Origin of the sequence: Solwaraspora sp. WMMD791, assembly GCF_029581195.1 — a bacterium.
Lineage (GTDB): Bacteria > Actinomycetota > Actinomycetes > Mycobacteriales > Micromonosporaceae > Micromonospora_E.
In genome coordinates this window covers 6,723,435-6,742,430 of record NZ_CP120737.1, presented here as the reverse complement: position 1 = coordinate 6,742,430, position 18,996 = coordinate 6,723,435, and the positions used below count along the sequence as shown (strand labels likewise).

The 18,996-nt window shown below is 72.6% G+C and carries 14 protein-coding genes and 1 pseudogene; 4 read left to right on the top strand and 11 right to left on the bottom strand.

The window, feature by feature from the left end:
- Positions 1-12 precede the first annotated feature (12 nt).
- Genes O7623_RS30415 through O7623_RS30395 form a run of 5 tightly spaced genes read right to left on the bottom strand, consistent with a single transcriptional unit; the run spans position 13 to position 5,239 of the window.
- Positions 13-1,257 (bottom strand): hypothetical protein, encoded by a 1,245-nt coding sequence (locus O7623_RS30415; protein WP_282226353.1) that lies wholly within the window; start codon positions 1,255-1,257, stop codon positions 13-15.
- Positions 1,254-2,312, bottom strand: a complete 1,059-nt coding sequence (locus tag O7623_RS30410; protein ID WP_282226352.1) for a glycosyltransferase — start codon at positions 2,310-2,312, stop codon at positions 1,254-1,256. The genes O7623_RS30415 and O7623_RS30410 overlap by 4 nt, the downstream gene beginning before the upstream one ends.
- Positions 2,312-3,307, bottom strand: coding sequence for a glycosyltransferase (locus tag O7623_RS30405; protein WP_282226351.1), 996 nt, complete (start codon positions 3,305-3,307; stop codon positions 2,312-2,314). The genes O7623_RS30410 and O7623_RS30405 overlap by 1 nt, the downstream gene beginning before the upstream one ends.
- Complete coding sequence (locus O7623_RS30400; RefSeq protein ID WP_282226350.1) at positions 3,294-4,382, bottom strand: glycosyltransferase; 1,089 nt, start codon at positions 4,380-4,382, stop codon at positions 3,294-3,296. The genes O7623_RS30405 and O7623_RS30400 overlap by 14 nt, the downstream gene beginning before the upstream one ends.
- Positions 4,364-5,239 (bottom strand): hypothetical protein, encoded by an 876-nt coding sequence (locus tag O7623_RS30395; RefSeq protein WP_282226349.1) that lies wholly within the window; start codon positions 5,237-5,239, stop codon positions 4,364-4,366. Before O7623_RS30395 ends, O7623_RS30400 begins: the two co-directional genes overlap by 19 nt.
- Before the next feature lie 78 nt (positions 5,240-5,317).
- Between O7623_RS30395 and O7623_RS30390 the strand changes: the two genes are divergently transcribed.
- The gene (locus O7623_RS30390) at positions 5,318-5,440 is read left to right on the top strand and encodes a hypothetical protein (RefSeq protein ID WP_282226348.1); all 123 of its coding nucleotides are present in this window, start codon (positions 5,318-5,320) and stop codon (positions 5,438-5,440) included.
- 133 nt (positions 5,441-5,573) lie between these two features.
- Here O7623_RS30390 and O7623_RS30385 read toward each other — a convergent pair whose 3' ends face one another.
- Complete coding sequence (locus O7623_RS30385; RefSeq protein WP_282229656.1) at positions 5,574-8,447, bottom strand: vitamin B12-dependent ribonucleotide reductase; 2,874 nt, start codon at positions 8,445-8,447, stop codon at positions 5,574-5,576.
- 279 nt (positions 8,448-8,726) lie between these two features.
- On the bottom strand, positions 8,727-9,224 hold the full coding sequence (gene nrdR / locus O7623_RS30380; protein ID WP_282226347.1) for a transcriptional regulator NrdR: 498 nt from the start codon (positions 9,222-9,224) through the stop codon (positions 8,727-8,729).
- Between the two features lie 545 nt (positions 9,225-9,769).
- Between nrdR and lexA the strand changes: the two genes are divergently transcribed.
- Complete coding sequence (gene lexA / locus O7623_RS30375) at positions 9,770-10,483, top strand: transcriptional repressor LexA (protein ID WP_282229655.1); 714 nt, start codon at positions 9,770-9,772, stop codon at positions 10,481-10,483.
- Positions 10,484-10,538: 55 nt separating this feature from the next.
- On the opposite strand, the gene O7623_RS30370 is transcribed toward lexA, so the two are convergent.
- Positions 10,539-12,239 (bottom strand): hypothetical protein, encoded by a 1,701-nt coding sequence (locus tag O7623_RS30370; protein ID WP_282226346.1) that lies wholly within the window; start codon positions 12,237-12,239, stop codon positions 10,539-10,541.
- Positions 12,240-12,311: 72 nt separating this feature from the next.
- Positions 12,312-13,751, bottom strand: coding sequence for a GTPase HflX (gene hflX, locus O7623_RS30365; RefSeq protein ID WP_282229654.1), 1,440 nt, complete (start codon positions 13,749-13,751; stop codon positions 12,312-12,314).
- A gap of 312 nt (positions 13,752-14,063) precedes the next feature.
- Here hflX and O7623_RS30360 point away from each other — a divergent pair.
- A pseudogene (locus O7623_RS30360) lies at positions 14,064-15,449 on the top strand (NAD-dependent malic enzyme); the annotation flags it as partial.
- A gap of 177 nt (positions 15,450-15,626) precedes the next feature.
- On the opposite strand, the gene miaA reads toward O7623_RS30360, so the two are convergent.
- The gene (gene miaA, locus O7623_RS30355) at positions 15,627-16,640 is read right to left on the bottom strand and encodes a tRNA (adenosine(37)-N6)-dimethylallyltransferase MiaA (RefSeq protein ID WP_282226345.1); all 1,014 of its coding nucleotides are present in this window, start codon (positions 16,638-16,640) and stop codon (positions 15,627-15,629) included.
- Positions 16,625-17,476, bottom strand: coding sequence for a hypothetical protein (locus O7623_RS30350; protein WP_282229653.1), 852 nt, complete (start codon positions 17,474-17,476; stop codon positions 16,625-16,627). Before O7623_RS30350 ends, miaA begins: the two co-directional genes overlap by 16 nt.
- A 271-nt stretch (positions 17,477-17,747) precedes the next feature.
- Here O7623_RS30350 and O7623_RS30345 point away from each other — a divergent pair, with 271 nt between their 5' ends.
- Positions 17,748-18,956, top strand: coding sequence for a DUF349 domain-containing protein (locus O7623_RS30345; protein WP_282226344.1), 1,209 nt, complete (start codon positions 17,748-17,750; stop codon positions 18,954-18,956).
- The last annotated feature ends 40 nt before the right edge of the window (positions 18,957-18,996 follow it).

The following is an 18,996-nucleotide window of genomic DNA, read 5'->3' as shown; positions in this document are numbered from 1 at the left end:
CGCCGGGCCGTGTCATCGCCGGGCCGGATCGGACGCTGTCGGGTCGGGCCGCAGGCCGTGGTAGCCGAACAGGATCAGCGTCAGCATCGTCGAGGCGAACTCCCAGGTGTCCACCGTCAGGCTCGCCCCGGCCAGACCGCTGAGCAGCGCGATCGGCAGGACCAGTTCGGGCCGGTCGGCCGACGCCCGGGCCAGGCGCACCAGGGCGTACACCGTGGCGGCCAGCAGCAGCACCATCACCACCGGACCGAACTGCAGGCCGACGTTGAGGAAGTAGTTGTCCACGAACCGCGGCGGTGAGCTGGCCACCCGCGAGTACGAGGCACCACCGGCCGCGCCGATGCCGTCGCCGGCCAGCGGCACCGTCGCCAGCAGGTCCCCCCAGACACCGAACCGCTCGAACAGGCTGGCGGTGCCGCCCGCGCCGATCATCACGAACGTCGCCGCGACACCGACCGCGATCGACCCGGCGATCGCGACGGCGAGCAGCCGCCGGCCCCGGGAACGGCTGTACGGCAGCAGCAGCGCACCGGTCACGCCGGCCACCACCAGCAACGCACCGGAGCGGCTGGTGCTCAACACCAGGCACAGCACCGCCGCCGTGGCGGCCACGTGCCACAGCACCGACCGTGGCCGGCGTTTCGGGGTCAGCCAGCAGGCCACGTAGCCGAGCAGGTACGCCCCGGCCAGCAGGCCCAGTTCGGCGTTGAACTCGGTCAGGCCGGGCACCCGGAACACCCCGTCGATGTAGCGGACGTTGTGGTGCGGGCTGAACCCCCATTCGACCAGGGTCGCCGGGCCGATCAGCACCTGCGCCACCCCGGCCACCGCGTTCGCCACGACCATCCAGGACAGTGCGGTGAGCAGGCGCTGTACCGCGTCCGGGGCGAGCGCGGCGACGACCACGGCGAGCGCCACCGGGATCAGGATCAGCCGCAGCCCGGTGACGGTCTGGGCCGCCCCGTGGTGGGCGATGCCGATGACGCTCCACGTCACCGCCACCCCGGTGGCGACCGCGCCGACCGCCACCCACCGCACCGGCAGGTCACCGCCCCGGCGCAGCACCACGCCGGCCGCGAGCGCGCAGGTGACCACGGCAGCGGCCAGGTTGATCACCCAGGACCGGCCGCCGAACAGCAGCCACGACAGCCCGGACAGGGCCAGCGGCGCGGTGCTCGCCACCAGGACGAACAGCAGCCCGTACTCGTCGACGCGGTCCCAACGTGACATCGTGCCCTGCGGCTGCGCGGTGATCATCTCTCCTCGTAGGCGTCGAGTACGGCACTGACGTGGTCGTCCCAGTCCAGTTTCCGGCCGTCGGCCGCCGCCGACGCCGCCATCGCGGCATACTCGTCGGGCGGCATCGCGGCGGCCCGCCGCAGGGCGGCGCGCAGCCCGTCGACACCGGTGTAGAGCAGCGTGGACGTTCCGGCCGCCATCGGCGGGGGCGCGTGCGCGCCGGCGATGACCGGCCGGCCGGCCATCAGCGCCTCGGCGCAGGCCAGACCGTACGTCTCGGCCCCCGGGCTGGGGAACACCAGCCAGCCGGCCCGGCCGACCGCCGCCCGTTTCGCGGCCTCGTCGAGGTAGCCCAGCGCCTGCACGCCCGGACCGGCCCGTTCGACGCGGGCCCGCAACGGCCCGTCGCCGGCCACCAGCAGGGTGCCCGGCCCGTCCCAGGCGTCCAGCAGCAGATCGAGGCCCTTGTGGGCGCTCAACGCGCCAAGGAAAAGGAAGGTCCGCTGGTCGCCGGCCGGCCAGGCCCGCCGGTTCCAGTCGGTCGCCACCGCCAGCGGCACGACCCGGCTGGCCGGCCGCCGGGTACCCGACGCGGCGCGCAGCACCGTGTCGCGGACCCGTTCGGTGGCGCACAGCAGCCGCAGCCGCGCGAACCGCCGCAGGATCCACGCCGAGCGGGCCCGCAGCAGCGCGTCCAGCAGCCGGGAACGTCCCACGTTGCGCATCGTGTTGTTCGGATCGACCACCGCGTGGTCGTGCACGGTGTGCACCGTCGGGTACGCGGCCGCCAGCCGGGCCACCACCGGCACCCCCAGCCCCTGCCAGTTGTGCACGTGCACCACGTCGGGAGCGAAGTCCCGCAGGTGCGCCGGCCGCAGACCGGTCGGGTCCAGCAGGTCACCCAGGTGCACGGCGACGCTACCGGGCAGCCGCGCCGACCACCGTGGACGGTCACCGGCGGTGAAGACCCGCATCTGGTGGCCCCGGGCGACCAGGCTGGCGACCAGATCGTCGACGTAGCGCTCCGCCCCGCCCCGGACCGCGAACGAGGCGTGCACCATCGCGATGCGCATCAGCGCCACAGCCGTTCGACGAGATCCGTCGTGGCCTGCCGCCAGCTACGTACCGCCACCGGCCCCGGTCGCCCGACCTCCGTCGACGCGTCGACCCGCGCCAACGCCTCGACCAGCGCCCCGACCGACCAGTCCCGCATCCGGACCGCCGCCCCGGCCGTCGCCTCGTGCAGCGCCGGATCCGGCGAGATGATCGTGGGAACGCCCAGGGCCAGCGCCTCCGCCGCCGGCAGGCCGAACCCTTCGAAATGGCTCGGCATCAGGAACGCGGCGGCACCGGCCACGGTCGCGGCGTACGCGGCGTCGTCCAACCGGTCCAGGAACACCGTACGGCCGGTCTCGTCGTGGAAGTGCCGGGTCCCGCCGGTCAGCACCACCAACGTGTACCGGGGAACCGCGCGGACCGCCTCGATCGCCAGCTCGACCCCCTTGTGCGGGGCGTGTCCGGCGACCAGCACGTACTCGGCCGGCAGCGGCGGTGCCGCCCCGGGCCCGGCCAGGTCACTGCCCGGATGCCAGACCGTGGCCCGGTCACCGGCCACCCCGTAGAGGCCGAACAGATCATGGCGGGTCCGGTCGCTGACGCACAGCAGCGCCGAGGAGCGGCGCAGCGCCGTCGCGTAGCTGCACCGCCGGTAGGCCCGCACGGACCGCGACAGGCCCGCCGGCCAGAGCCGGAACGCGAGATCGTGCACGATCGTCGTCACCGGCAGCCGGGCACCGGCGACCGCGATCGACGGGCTCAGCGACAGAATCCGCCCGGACCGCTGCCGGCGCAGGGCGGCGGTCGCGGCGGCGATGGTCCCCGCCCGGCCGCCGGACTGGTGACTCACCACGATCCCGCTGGCCGCCTCGAACCCCGGTGGCGCGGCCACGACCCGCAGGTCGTGATCGGTCGGCCAGTGCCGCACCACCTCCCGCAACATCCGGGCGATCCCACCCGGGCCGACCCCGCTGGCGTCCAGCACCGTCACCCGGCGCTCATCCGACGGCATCGTCGACCCACCTCGTCATCCGCTCGGCGAACCGGGCATGGCTGAACCGGGCCGCCTGCGCCCGGATCCGCGCCCGGTCCAGCCGGGGCACCTCGGCCAGCAGCCCGGCGAGGACCCGCGGGTCGGTCGAATCGGCCAGCATCCCGGTCTCCCCGTGCACCACCGTCTCCAGTAGACCACCCCGGGCCAGCCCCACCACCGGGGTACCGGCGGCCTGCGCCTCGACCGGCACGATGCCGAAGTCCTCGTGCGCGGGAAACAGCAGCGCCGCCGCCCCGGCGTACAGCTCGCGCAGCCGCGCCCGCGACGGACGCACCTCGAACCGTACGGCGGACCCGGCCCGCCGGCGCAGCTGCGCCTCGGCCGGGCCGGACCCGGCGAGCACCAGCGGCATCCCGGCCTGCTCGGCCACGTCGATCATCAGGTCGAACCGCTTGTACGGAATCCACCGCCCCACACCGAGCAGGTAGTCCCGGGCACCGTCCGGCCCGGCGCCGAAGAACTCCACGTCCACCGGCGGGTTGACCACCACCGCGTCACGGCGCCAGAACCGCCGGATCCGGTCCCGGACCTCGACGGAGTTGGCCGCGTACGCGTGCACGTGCCGCCCACCCCACCGGTCGACCCGGCGCAACGCCGCCCGGGGCAGCCCGAGCAGCGGATTCGCCCCCCGACCGTCGAAATCGGGCGACCACAGGTACCGGGCCGGGGTGTGCACGTAACTCAGGTGCCGGGTCCGCGCCGGGTCACCGAACTTCACCGTGTGCGCGAACGCGTGACTCGACGAGATCACCACGTCCGGCGCCGGCCGGCCCGCCGTACGCCACACCAGCGGCATCACCGGCAACGCCAACGCCTTCGACCGACGCAGCGGCGTACGGGCCAGCCACGTCTGCCGCAGCCCGGTCGGGTCGGCGTCCGGCTCGGCCCACAGCACGTGCCGGGAGGCGTGCGGCACCAGGTCGGCGATGGCCAGGAAGACGTTCTCCGAGCCGCCGACGGCGCTGAACCACTCGTGCACCACCGCCACCGACCGGTCGGCCAGCAGATCCGCCATCAACTGTGCCGCTGCCACACCGCGCGCAGCGGCTCCCACTCACCACCGAGGCTGTCACACAGCACGTCGACGTAGACGGCCGTGTCGGTGCCGTCCGGACTCCACCACACCCCGCACAACGCCGGGTCCTCGCCGGCCTGCACCGCGTACTCCACGTAGGTGCCGCCGACGCCGGTGACCCCACCCAGTTTGCGGTCCGGCTGATCGGCACCGGGCAGCACACTCGACGAGTTCAACGCGATCTGCCGCCGGAAGCTCAGGTCGGCGGCCTTGGCCTCGGCCGAGGCGTAGGCCACGAAGTGCAGGTACATGCCACCGTCGCGGCACAGCACATGGGACCGCTGGCCGGGGTCCAACGTCGGACCGTCGCTGTCGGTGTCGGCGACGCAGTCGCTCATGTCCGCCAGCCACGGCTGCGCCACCGGAAGCAGGTCTTCGGGGAAACTCGCCCGGTTGGCCTCGATCAACTCGGTGACCGCCGGTGGCTGCGCCGCGACCACCGGCGCCGGGTCAGCGGAATCCACAGTGGCCCGACCGACGAAGAACGCCGCCGTGCCCGCCACCAGGGCACCGGCGAGCAGGCCACCGACCAGGCTGGGCCAGATCCGCCGGGGCGGTGGGGCCGGCAACGGCAGGATCCGGCGCTGCGGCGGCGGCGACGGCTCGATCGGCGGGTACGACGCGAAGTAGTCTCCCGCGCCCGGCTGCGCCGGGTAGCCACCGGAGACCGGCACCGGCGGATAGCCGCCAGCGGCCGACGGACCGGGGTAGCCGCCGGTGGTGGGTGCGGCGGGAAACCCACCGGACGCCGGCGCGACGTCGAGGCCGAACTCGTCCCGACCGTACGGTGCGGCAGCCGCCGGCGACGTGGGCACCGGCGGTCCGGCCTGCGGTGACCACGGACCCGGTGGCGACGACGTCGGCACCGCGCCCGGCTGTGCCGGCTGGACCGGATGGCCAGGTTGACCCGGCTGGACCGGGTGTCCTGCGTGACCTGGCTGGGTCGGCTCGCCTGCGTGACCCGGCTGGACCGGCTCGCCGGGCCCGTGCCCACCGCCCGGCCACTGCTGCCCTGACCGGGCCGCTTCATCAGTCACGAGCGGCACGATATCAGCACACCTCGACTCAGGACCGGCACCGCGACCATGGTCACCGGACACACCGGAGGGGTCCGGCCCACTGGCCGAACCCCTCCGGTGTCCACTGGTGTCAGCTGCAGCCGGACGTGGATCCGCAGCCTTCGCAGACGTAGCAGCTACCCGCCGGGCGCATCTTCGTCCCGCAGGTGAAGCAGAGCGGCGCGTCGGCCGCCTTGCCGATCACCGCCTCCAGCAGCTCCGTCGACGAGTGCACCGACGCCGGAGCCGGGGCGGCGGCGGCCGGCGCGTCCGCCGTACCGCTGACCGGCTCTGCCGACGACGACGCCTTCGGCTCCGGCTTCGGCTCGACCGGCGCGGACACCGCCATCGCCGACAGCTCCGACGCCGTGCTCTCCGCCTCCGCCTCGGCCCGCATCTGCGCGGTCCGCTCGGCGGCGGTGAAGATGCCCAGCTCGGCACGACGGTCGTAGGGCAGGAAGTCCAACGCCAGCCGCCGGAAGATGTAGTCCATCACCGACGCCGCCATCCGCACGTCCGGGTCGTCGGTCATGCCGGCCGGCTCGAAGCGCATGTTGGTGAACTTCGCGACGAACGTCTCCAGCGGTACGCCGTACTGCAGGCCGATCGAGATGGCCACCGAGAAGGCGTCCATCACCCCGGCCAACGTCGAACCCTGCTTCGACATCTTCAGGAAGACCTCACCGAGGCCGTCGTCCGGGTACGACGACGCGGTCAGGTAACCCTCGGCACCGCCGACCGAGAACGACACCGTCTCCGACGGGCGCTTCTTCGGCAGCCGCTTGCGCACCGGCCGGTACTCGACGACCTTCTCGACGATCTTCTCGACGGCGGCGGCCTGCTCGGCGGCGGCCTTCTCGGCCTTGTCCGCCTTGTTGGACTTGGCCACCGACAGCGGCTGACCCACCTTGCAGTTGTCCCGGTAGATCGCCAGCGCCTTCAGGCCCAGCTTCCAGCCCTCGTAGTAGATCTTCTCGACGTCGGCGACGGTCGCCGCCTCCGGCATGTTGACCGTCTTGGAGATCGCTCCGGAGATGAACGGCTGCACCGCCGCCATCATCCGCACGTGCCCCATCGGCGCGATCGACCGCTCCCCCATCGCGCAGTCGAACACCGGGTAGTGCTCGGTGCGCAGACCCGGCGCGTCGACCACGTGGCCGTGGTGTGCGATGTGCTCGACGATCGCCTCGACCTGCTCCTCCGGGTAGCCGAGGCTGCGCAGCGCCCGCGGCACCGTCTGGTTGACGATCTGCATCGAGCCGCCGCCGACCAGCTTCTTGAACTTGACCAGCGCCAGGTCCGGCTCCACCCCGGTGGTGTCGCAGTCCATCATCAGACCGATGGTCCCGGTGGGCGCCAATACACTTGCCTGTGAATTGCGCCAGCCGTTCTTCTCGCCGAGCTTGTTGCCGATCTCCCACTGGCGGGCGGCCTCGCGGGCCAGGGCGGTGGCGGTCGGGCCGGTCGGGCGGATCTCGTCGCTGGCGGCCGCGTGCTTGCGCATCACCCGCTTGTGGCCCTCGGCGTTGCGGGCGTAGCCGTCGTAGGCGCCGACGACGCCGGCGAGTTCGGCCGAGCGGCGGTACGCCGTACCGGTCATCACCGACGTGATGGCGGCGGCGTAGGACCGGCCCGCCTCCGAGTCGTACGGCATACCGGAGGCCATCAGCAGGGCGCCGAGGTTGGCGTAGCCGATGCCGAGCTGCCGGTACGCCCGGGTGGTCTCACCGATCTTCTCGGTCGGGAAGTCGGCGAAGCAGATGGAGATGTCCATCGCGGTGATGACGAACTCGACGGAGCGGACGAACTTCTCGACCTCGAAGCCGCCGTCGGCTCGCAGGAACTTCATCAGATTCAGCGACGCAAGATTGCACGAAGAATTGTCCAAATGAAGGTATTCACTGCATGGATTAGACGCGGTGATGCGTCCGCTCTCCGGACAGGTGTGCCAGTCGTTGATGGTGTCGTCGTACTGCAGACCCGGGTCGGCGCACTCCCAAGCAGCCTGAGAAATGGTGCCGAACAGCTTCTTGGCGTCGACGGTGTCGATCACCGAGCCGTCGAGCCGACCGCGCAGATCGAAGCTGCCACCGTCCTCGTACGCCCGCATGAACTCGTCGGAGACCCGGACCGAGTTGTTGGCGTTCTGGTACTGGACGCTGACGATGTCCGCGCCGCCGAGGTCCATGTCGAACCCGGCGTCGCGCAACGCCCGGATCTTGTTCTCCTCGCGGGCCTTGGTGAGGACGAACTCCTCGATGTCCGGGTGGTCGACGTCGAGGATGACCATCTTGGCGGCCCGGCGGGTGGCACCACCGGACTTGATGGTGCCGGCCGAGGCGTCGGCGCCGCGCATGAAGCTGACCGGGCCGGAGGCGGTGCCACCGCTGGAGAGCAACTCCTTGGAGGAACGGATCCGGGACAGGTTGACGCCGGAGCCGGAGCCACCCTTGAAGATCAGCCCTTCCTCTTTGTACCAATCAAGGATGGAATCCATCGAATCATCCACAGAAAGGATGAAACACGCTGATACCTGCTGCGGAGAGGCCGTGCCGACGTTGAACCAGACCGGCGAGTTGAAGCTGAACACCTGGTGCAGCAGCATCCAGGTCAGCTCGTGCTCGAAGATCTCGGCGTCGGCGCCGGTGGCGAAGTAGCCGTGCTGCTCGCCGGCGGCCCGGTAGGTCTTCACCACCCGGTCGATCAGCTGCTTGAGCGACCACTCCCGCTGCGGGGTCCCCACCGCCCCCCGGAAGTACTTGGTGGTGACGATGTTCGCCGCGTTGACGCTCCAGGTCTCCGGGAACTCGACGCCACGCTGCTCGAAGTTGATCGAGCCGTCCCGCCAGTTGGTCATCACCACGTCGCGGCGCTGCCAGGTCACCTCGTCGTACGGGTGGACGCCCTCGGTGGTCCAGACCCGTTCGACGGTGAGCCCGCCGGTGCCGGCCGCCTTGGCCCGCACCCGACCGTTGCCGTTGGCCGCCGCGCCGGTGCCCGCCTTGCCGTTGGCCCGGGCCGTGCCACTACTACCGCTACCGCCTGTTTTCGCGGTCACACCATCCCCCGCCATCTGATCGCCCCCTCAGGCTCTCGCGCAGCGTCGTGCCACGCGTTCGTTTCCGTCTGTGCTGTCCAGCTTTTTTCGCGCCCTGCCCGCGCCGGGTCCGGCGCGGGAGGGCGTACGCCCTGTTGATGCGCGGCCGACCGCGGCCCGGCGGTCAGCCGGGCCACCTCGGCCCACTCAGCCGGGCCCGGCTCCGGCCGCCACCGGGTCGGCACCGGCGGCCCGCGCCTGGGCGGCGGCCCGCAGCGTGTCGATCTCGCGCTCGAAGTCGTCGAGGGAGTCGAAGGACCGGTAGACGCTGGCGAACCGCAGGTACGCCACCTCGTCGAGTTCGCGCAGCGGGCCGAGGATCGCCAGACCGACGTCGTGGCTGGGGATCTCGGCGGCGCCCTTGGCGCGGACGGTCTCCTCGACCTTCTGCGCCAGCAGGGCGATGGCGTCGTCGTCCACCGGGCGGCCCTGACACGCCTTGCGGACCCCGCCCATGATCTTGGACCGGCTGAACGGTTCGGTGACGCCGCTGCGCTTGACCACGGCCAGGACCGCCTCCTCGACCGTGGTGAACCGCTTGCCGCACTCCGGGCAGGAGCGGCGGCGGCGGATGAGCTGACCGTCGTCGGCCTCCCGGGAGTCGACCACGCGCGAGTCGGCGTGCCGGCAGTACGGGCAACGCATGCCGAGGTCCTTTCCGTGGGCCGGGTGGGGTCCGCTGCGGGTGGTCGTCGGTCGCCCGCACCGCCACGCGGGTACGCGAGGTCCGCTCGTGGAGAGCGCCGCTCCCGACGATAGACCCAACCTGTAGACGACTTACGCCCCTGTAACTACTAGATGTTGGGGTCGACCGTATTCCGCCGGAGGGGTCCGGTCAAGTCGACCGGCGCACCTCGGCGCGTCGTCACTCTGCCAACACCCGACCACGGCCGAGGGTTACCGGCACGAGAGCGACGGCACAGCCAGGAGACAGCCATTAGAACATGAGTACGATAGAATCGCGGTACGCCGCACCGGCCGCCGACACGACACGCCGACGCACCTCGTACAAATGTTTGAACCGGGCCGGTTCACTGACTACGGTCATGGTCAACACCGACGGTACGCCGGCTCAGCGGGATCTGAGGCGGCTGGGGAAGGGACGCCACGTGTCGACCGACGACAGGACCGGATCGCCCCGGCAGAGCGCCGGCAAGAGCGCCGCGACGACAGCCAACGCCGGCGCGTCGGTGCGTACGGGGCGCGCCAGCCGGTCGGGCGAGGCACGACTGCGGGCGGTGACCTCGGTGGTCAGTTCGTTCCCCGACCCGGCCACCAGCGAGCTGACCGCCCGCCAGCGCCGGATCCTGGAGTTCATCCGGACCTGGGTCGACCGGCACGGCTATCCGCCGAGTGTGCGGGAGATCGGCGAGGCCGTCGGCCTGGTCTCCCCGTCGAGCGTGGCGTACCAGCTCAAGGAGTTGGAGCGGAAGGGCTTCCTGCGGCGGGATCCGAACCGGCCGCGGGCGGTGGACGTGCGGCCGCCGGCCGAGTCCGCCGACGACGAGGCGGCGCGGGCCTCCCGGCCGGCCCCGGCGTACGTGCCGATGCTGGGTCGGATCGCGGCTGGTGGCCCGATCCTGGCGGAGCAGGCGGTGGAGGACGTCTTCCCGTTGCCACGTGAGCTGGTCGGCGAGGGCGAGGTGTTCATGCTGCAGGTCAAGGGCGACTCGATGATCGACGCCGCGATCTGTGACGGGGACTGGGTCGTGGTGCGTCAGCAGCCGACCGCAGACTCGGGTGAGATCGTCGCGGCGATGATCGACGGCGAGGCCACGGTGAAGACCTACCGGCGACGCGACGGCCACGTGTGGCTGATGCCGCACAACGCGGCGTTCGATCCGATCCCTGGCGACGAAGCGACGATCATGGGCCGGGTCGTGGCGGTGCTGCGCCGGGTCTGACCCCTGCGGGGTCACCACGGCAGCCCGGTCAGCCAGCCGGACGCCCGGCGGCCCGTCAGTCGTCGGGGGGGCCGGAGGCGGGTCGCCCGTAGACTCCGGCGTCACGCCCGCCGCCACGGCCGCGCTCGGGCGGGCGGCCGCCGGCCCGGGGCTGGTCGTAGCGGTCGGCCGGGTAACCCTCGCCGGGATAGTCGCCACCGACGTCGCTGCCGCCGGCGGACCGGCCACCGCCGTAGACGCCGCCGCCGGGTCGGGCGGGCGGGGGTGGCGGGGCCGCCGATCCGTAGACCGCACCCGAGTCGACCACCCCGGCCGCGCGGTAACCGCCCGATTCCCGACGTGGCGCGGCGGGGCCACCGCCGTAGACGCCGCCGGACGGTTTCTGCCCGCCGTAGACACCGCCGCCGCCCCGGGGAGCGGCCCCGGCGGCGGGGGGCGGTCCGCCGGCAGCCGGCGGTCGGGCGGCCGCGGCGACGGGCCGGGCGGCACCGTAGACGCCGCCGGACTTCGTCGCGCCGGCCGCACCCGTGGGCACCGCGCCGCTGCCCAGTGCACCGCTGGCGTACGCGCCGCTGCCCAGGCTGTCACTGGCGTACGCCGAATCGCCGTCGTCGTCGCGGTCGGCCCGGGCGGTCTCCCGGGCACCGTTGCGGCGGACCCGTCGGCGGGCCCGGACGATGCCGTAGATGCCGACCCCGACGAGCAGGGCGCCGAGTACGCCGACGGACGCGATCAGGTAGTTGATGTCCTGCAGGGTGATCCGGTTGAGCCAGGACGGCCCTTCCTGCCCGTCGTCGCCGTCGGCGGCGACCTCGGCGGCGACCTCGGTGCTCGGCGTGTAGCGCAGGATCTCCACCGGGGTGTCCTCGTCGAGGGTGGCGACGTCGGAGACGGTGACGAAGCTGGCGCCGTCGGGGGTGTAGGCGATCGCTTCGCCGAACGCGTCGGCGAGCGCGGTGGCCCGAGGTTCCTCGCCGGTCAGGATGGCGACCAGGTCACCGTCGGCCGGCACGTCCCACTCGAAGGCGTCGGCGTAGGTGCGGATGACGACGCGGGTGCCGTCCGGGGAGCGGGCCGCCCCGGTGACGGTGAGCCGCCCGGCGGCGGCGAACAGGTTGGGCGTGGTGGTACGGGGAAGTTCGAGTTCGCCGACCTTCTCCATCGGCACCGGGTCGTCGTTGTTGCTGCGCAGCTGCTCGACCGGCCGGTAGATGCCGGCGGGCCCGGTCTCCTTGGTGATGATCAGCGGGACGCCGTCGGGGCCGATCAGCAGTGCCTCGGCGTCGTGCGGGCCGTCCGGGTAACTCACCCGGTGAATCACCGGCTGGTCGGAGCCGTCCACCGGCATCGACCACAGGGCGATGCGTTCCCGACGTTCGTCGTTGGTCGGGTTGTCGCCGATGTCGGCGATCCACAGCGTCTGCCCGTCCGGGGAGAGCGCGAGATCCTCCGGGTCCAGCGGCCGGGACGGGTAGGCGACCGTGTCGTCGACCTCGCAGGACGAGTCGAGGAAGAAGACCCGTTCGTTGCGGTCGACCTCGGTGCCGTCGTTGACGACGACGTAGCCGTCGGCGGTGGCGACCAGACCGGACAGCTCCCGCAGCCGCTCGTCGGTGATCTCGCAGACCCGTTCGCCGGCTGCCGGTGTGCCGGCCGGGTCCTGCGCGGGCAGGGCCAGGGCCGGACCGGCCGGCAGGGCGACGTGGATCGCGAGCAGCCCGCCGAGGATCGCGGCCGGGGTGAGAAACCGACGCATCCGACGAGTGTCGCACGCCGGCCTCAGCGCTGGTGTTACACAGTGATCAATCACTGGACGTCATCAGGAAAGTCACTCATCGTCGGCAAGGAATGGTTGCAGTTCGGCGGCGAGCGCGTCGTCGACCCGGGCGTGCAGCAGCGTACCGGCACCGGTATGGGCGGTGGCGAGCACCTCGCCACGGTGGTGCACCCGTGAGACAAGGTCACCCCGGTGGTACGGCAGGACGACGCGGACCTGCACCGACGGGCGGGGCAGGCGCTGCTCGATGGCGGCCCGCAGGTCCTCGATGCCCCGGGCCTGCCGGGCGGAGACGAAGACGGCGTCGGGCCACAGCCGCTTGAGCCGCAGCAGCTCCTCCTCGCTGGCGGCGTCGATCTTGTTGACGACCAGCAGCTCGGGGCGACGGTCGGCACCGACCTCGGCGAGCACTTCGCGCACCGCCCGTACCTGCTCCTGCGGGTCCGGGTGGGCACCGTCGACGACGTGCACCACCAGGTCCGCCTCGGCGACCTCCTCGAGGGTGGACCGGAACGCCTCGACGATCTGGTGCGGCAGGTGCCGGACGAAGCCGACGGTGTCGGAGAGCGTGTAGACGCGGCCGTCGGCGGTGTGTGCCCGACGGGTGGTCGGGTCGAGGGTGGCGAACAGGGCGTCCTCGACGAGGACCCCGGCGCCGGTGATCCGGTTGAGCAGACTGGACTTGCCGGCGTTGGTGTAGCCGGCGATCGCCACCGCCGGAACAGCGTTGCGGGTACGGCGGGCGCGTTTGGTTTCGCGTACCGTCCGCATGCCTTTGATCTCCCGCCGCAGGCGGGCGATCCGGGTCCGGATCCGGCGCCGGTCGGTCTCCAGCTTGGTCTCACCGGGGCCGCGCAGGCCCACGCCGCCGCCGGCGCCGCCGCCGCGACCGCTACCACCGGTCTGCCGCGACAGCGTCTCGCCCCAGCCCCGCAGCCGGGGCAGCAGGTACTCCAGCTGGGCCAGCTCGACCTGGGCCTTACCTTCCTTGCTCTTGGCGTGCTGGGCGAAGATGTCCAGGATGAGCGCCGTCCGGTCGATCACCTTGACCTTGACGGACTGCTCCAGGTTGCGCAGTTGCGACGGGGACAACTCGCCGTCGCAGATGACGGTGTCCGCCCCGGTGGCCAGCACCACGTCGCCCAGCTCGCCCACTTTCCCGCGACCGACGTAGGTGGCCGGGTCGGGGCGGTCGCGGCGCTGGATCAGGCCCTCGAGCACCTGGGAACCGGCGGTTTCGGCGAGCGCGGCCAGCTCGGTGAGCGAGTTCTCCGCGTCGACGACGGTACCGGCGTCCCAGACTCCCACCAGCACCACGCGTTCCAGCCGGAGCTGACGGTACTCCACCTCGGTGATGTCGGTCAGTTCGGTGGAGAGCCCGGCCACCCGGCGCAGCGCGTGCCGGTCGGCCAGTTCCAGCTCGCCGACGGTGTCGGCGGACTCCGGTGCCACCGCGTCGTCGGCGGTCGGCGGGGCGAACGACGGGTGCACGGCCTCGTCGGCACGATAAGTACGCAAAAGTTGCCTCCTCAGGTATCGATCGTGACACGCGAGCCGCCGTGACGCACCTACAATTCACGCCCGTCGGCGCTGCCCGATCCGGCCATCAGGGGCGTACCCAGCGACGACCGGCTGATCCGTACCGGCCCGTCCGCTTGCCGGGCCGGGTCGGGCGGCCGGGCCGGGCGGTCGGGCCGGGTCGCCACGCCGTACGCTTCGCCCGCGCCGCCGCCGTGCCGGAACGCGCGCAAGAATGGTCGGGCGGCCCGGCCCGGCCGCACCCACCAACGACGGAGGGAACCCGTGGCGACCACCCGCCTGCCCAGTGCCGGCTTCTCCATCACCATCCGGATCAGCATCCCCGCGGACGCGTCGGCGATCGGCCGGCTGACGACCTGTGTCGGCGAGGCGGGGGCGATCGTGACCGCGCTCGACGTGGTCGACTCCGATCCGGTCAGCGTGGTCGTCGACCTGACCTGTGACACGGCGGACTCGGCGCACGCCGACGACGTGGTCAAGGAGCTGGAGGCGCTCGACGGCGTCGAGGTGCGCAAGGTGTCGGACCGGACGTTCCTGCTGCATCTGGGCGGCAAGATCGAGGTGTCGCCGAAGGTGTCGCTGCGCAACCGGGACGAACTGTCCCGGGCGTACACGCCGGGCGTGGCCCGGGTCTGTCTGGCGATCGCCGACAATCCGGCCGACGCCCGCCGGTTGACCATCAAACGGAACACGGTGGCCGTTGTCACCGACGGGTCGGCGGTCCTCGGGCTGGGCAACCTCGGCCCGGCCGCGGCGCTGCCGGTGATGGAGGGCAAGGCCGCGTTGTTCAAGCGGTTCGGCGACGTCGACGCGTGGCCGGTGGTGCTCGACACCCAGGATCCGGACGAGATCGTGTCGATCGTGCGGGCGATCGCGCCGGGCTACGGCGGCATCAACCTGGAGGACATCGCCGCGCCGCGCTGCTTCGAGATCGAGTCGAAGCTACGCGAGCTGCTGGACATCCCGGTGTTCCACGACGACCAGCACGGGACCGCGATCTGCGTGCTGGCCGCGCTGACCAACGCGCTGCGGGTGGTCGGCAAGCAGCTCGGTGACGTACGGGTGGTGGTGTCCGGGGCAGGTGCCGCCGGTACGGCGATCATCAAACTGCTGCTGCGCCAAGGGGTCGGTGACGTCATCGCCTACGACCGTCCGGGTGCGCTGCACCGGGGGCTGTCCGGGCTGAACCCGACCTGGCAGTGGCTGGCCGAGCACACCAACGTCACCGGGTACGCCGGTGACCTGCCCGGTGCGTTGCGGGGTGCCGACGTGTTCATCGGGGTGAGCGCGCCCAACCTGCTGACCGGTGACGACATCGCGACGATGGCCCCGGACTCGATCGTGTTCGCGCTGGCGAACCCGGACCCCGAGGTGGACCCGCGGGAGGCCCGCAAGCACGCGGCCGTCGTCGCGACGGGGCGGTCCGACCAGCCGAACCAGATCAACAACGTGCTCGCCTTCCCCGGGGTGTTCCGGGGCATGCTGGACGCCCATGCGGAGACGTTCACCGACGACATGGCGCTGGCGGCGGCGCGGGCGATCGCGGACGTCGTCGGCGAGGAGCGGATCAACCCGACGGTGATCGTGCCGAGCGTCTTCGACCCCCGGGTGGCGCCGGCGGTGGCAGCCGCGGTGCGGGCGGCGGCCCAGCAGGCGGCCGCCGTACCGGTGCCGGCGGCCGACGAGGGTGCCGGCGGCGGGAGTCCGGCGGCGGCCACCGACGGGGGTCAGGCGACCGGCGGCGGCCCCGCCACGCTGGTGCAGGCCGGGCCGGCGCCGGTCGAGCAGCAGCCGACCACGGCCGCGCGCTGACCCGGCCGGCGCGGGTCAGCCGGCACCGGTCAGCAGCGTACGGGCGGCGTCGGTGAGGTCCGTGCCCGTGCCGGTCAGCCAGTGCACCCGCAGGTCCCGGCGGAACCAGGTGCGCTGGCGGCGGACGAAGCGTCGCGTCGCCCGTACCGTCTCCGCCCGGGCCTGCGGCTCGTCGTAGGCGCCGTCGAGCATCCGGAGCACCTGCTGGTAGCCGAGCGCCCGGCTGGCCGTACGGCCCTGCCGCAGGCCCTGCCGGACCAGCTCCTCGGTTTCGGCGACCAGGCCGTCGGCCCACATCCGGTCGACCCGTCGGGCGATCCGCTCGTCGAGCTCGTCGGTGGGCAGGTCCACCCCGAGCTGCACCGCGTCGTAGTAGGGCACCGGGTCCGGCAGGGCGGCGGTGAACGGGCGGCCGGTCAGCTCGACCACCTCGAGCGCGCGGACGATCCGCCGACCGTTGCTCGGCGCGATGGCAGCGGCGGCGGCCGGGTCGGCGGCGGCGAGTCGGGCGTGCAGCGACGCCGGGCCCTGTGTCGCCAGTTCGGTTTCGAGCTGGTCGCGCAGCGCCGGGTCGGTGCCGGGGAAGTCGAACTTCTCCAGGACCGCCCGGACGTACAGGCCGGAGCCGCCGACCAGCATCGGTAGTCGCCCACGGCGGTGGATGTCGTCGATCGCCGCTCTGGCCAGGCGCTGGTACTCGGCGACGCTGGCGGCGGCGGTGACCGGCCAGATGTCCAGCAGGTGGTGGGGCACGCCGGCCCGTTCCTCCGGGGTGAGTTTTGCGGTGCCGATGTCCAGGCCCTGGTAGAGCTGCATCGAGTCGGCGTTGACCACTTCGGCGTTCAGTGCCTGGGCGAGCGCGATGCTCAGCGCGGACTTGCCGGCCGCGGTCGGGCCGACGATCGCGACGACGCGACCCGGCCGCGTCGTCGCCGTCGGGACCGGCTGCACCGTCGGGACCGTACGGCGGTCCGCGGTCGGCTCCGGGCGACGGCCGGTGCGGTCCTGGTCGGTCATGTGTGCTGCCACGAGGCCACAAAGTACGCCACCCCGTAGGGGGCGGCGTACCAGTGCAGTCGGCCGGCCCACCCGGCGACCTGGTCGGCCGCGCCGGCGGCCACCTGCCAGGCCGCGCGGCCGGCGACCCGCAGCTCGGCGGCGACCTGTGGGTCGAGCGCCGCCATTGCGGGGTGGTCGGCGCCGGCCAGCGCCGTGGCCACCCGGTCGTCGAAGGGTTCGGCGCGCTCGTCGTGGTATCCGGGGGCGGCGGCCCCCCGGCACGCCGACCCGTCCCCCATCACCAGCGCCCCCCAGGCAGCGGTGTCGGCGGCGAGGTGCTGGCCGAACCGGCGGCAGTCGGTTGCCGGCGCCGTGTCCGGCACCGCGACCAGCTCGACGGTGTGCCGGCCGCCGTCGAAGCCATTGCGGGCCAACAGCCAGGCGGCGACGGTGAGGCTCAGCGGCATCCGGCCACCGGATCGCGCTGCGGCGGACCGGGTCGGCGCGGCGGACCGGGTCGGCGCGGCGGACCCGACGGGGGCCCGCGTCGACCGGGTGGGCAGGTCCACGTCGACCGGTATGCCGTAGGGCCGGAAGCTGGCCCGCACCGGCGGTCGGTACACCGGCCAGGCCGGCACCGCCGGGGCCGCTGCAGCCGGCGGGGCCGGCACCGCCGGAGCCGCCGTGACCCGGGCGGGACCGGGATCCTGACCGCCGATCACCACGATCCGGTCGACCGGGCTGGCGAGCAGTTCGCGTACGGCGGTGTCGGCGGCGGTGCGCAACGCATCGAGTTCGACGGCCGCCCGCCCCGCGCCCTCGGGGACGATCACCGGCGGCTGTGGGCAGAAGGCGGCGTGGATCATGGGCACCGGCCTACGGTAGCCGGGATCCGGCATGGCATTGCGCAATCGGACAGTGACTGTCGGTGCTGCGATTCGGCCCGTTCGGGTACGGCTGCCGGGTCGACCCCGGACAAGGACACCGTATGGTCACGGTCGGCGACAGGCGCTCGACGCGGACAGGGTTGGACCTGTGACAATGCGCGGGGGAAACTTACCCGCAATCTAACTGCGCCGTGGCGGCGTCTATCGAGGGATCTCGATCTTGTGGCGCCGGGAGAACGAGGATGGGCACATGAGCGACTGGACTTCCTTCGGACGGGTTGATGCGGACGGCACGGTCTACGTCAAGACCTCCGAAGGAGAGCGCGCGGTCGGTTCCTGGCAAGCGGGAGCGCCCGAGGAAGGGCTGGCGCACTTCGCCCGCCGGTTCGCCGATCTGGTGACCGAGGTCGATCTGACGGAGGCCCGGCTACAGTCCGGCGCCGCAGACGCGACGCATTCGCTCACCACGATCCGGCGATTGCGGGGCTCACTCGCCGAGGCCCACGTGGTCGGCGACCTCGATGCGCTCGCGGAGCGGCTGGACAAGCTCACCGCGCTCGCCGAGGAGAAGGCGGCGCAGGCCAAGGTGGCCCGCGACGCGGCCCGCGCCGAGGCGTTGGCCCGCAAGACCGCGCTGGTCGAGGAGGCGGAGAAGCTGGCCGCCGAGTCGACCGGCTGGAAGACCGCCGGGGACCGGCTCAAGGAGATCCTCGACGAGTGGAAGACCATCCGGGGCGTCGACAAGAAGGCCGACGGCGAGTTGTGGAAACGGTTCGCCGCCGCCCGGGACGGGTTCACCCGCCGCCGGGGTGCCCACTTCGCGACCCTCGACTCCCAGCGTAAGCAGGCCCAGACCGCCAAGAGCGAGCTGGTCGCCGAGGCGGAGTCGCTGGCCGAGTCGACCGACTGGGCGGCCACCGCGAACCGGCTCAAGGAGCTGATGACCCAGTGGAAGGCGGCCCCCCGCGCGTCGAAGGAGGCCGAACAGAAGCTGTGGGAACGGTTCCGGGCCGCCCAGGACGCCTTCTTCACCCGCCGCAGCGAGGTCTTTTCGGCCCGCGACGCCGAGCAGCGCGCCAACCTGGAGCGCAAGCAGGCGCTGCTGACCGAGCTGGAAGCCATCGACGTCGACACGGATCCGCGAACCGCACAGGCGAAGCTGCGCGAGGCACAGGGCCAGTGGCACGACATCGGTCGGGTGCCACGCGAGTCGCAGGCCGGCCTGGACCGTCGGCTGCGGGCCGTCGAGGAGCGGGTACGCGAGGCGATGGACTCGGCCTGGCGACGGACCGAGCCGTCGGCCAACCCGCTGCTGACCCAGATGCGCGAGCAGGTCGCCGAGGCCGAGCAGCGGCTGGCCCGCGCCCGGGCCGCCGGTGACGCGAAGCGGATCCGCGAGGCGGAGAAGGCCCTCGCCGGCAAGCGACAGTTCCTGGAGCTGGCCGAGAAGGCCGGCTGAGTCATCCGCGTTCGGCGAGCGCTGACGGCACCGGCCGGTG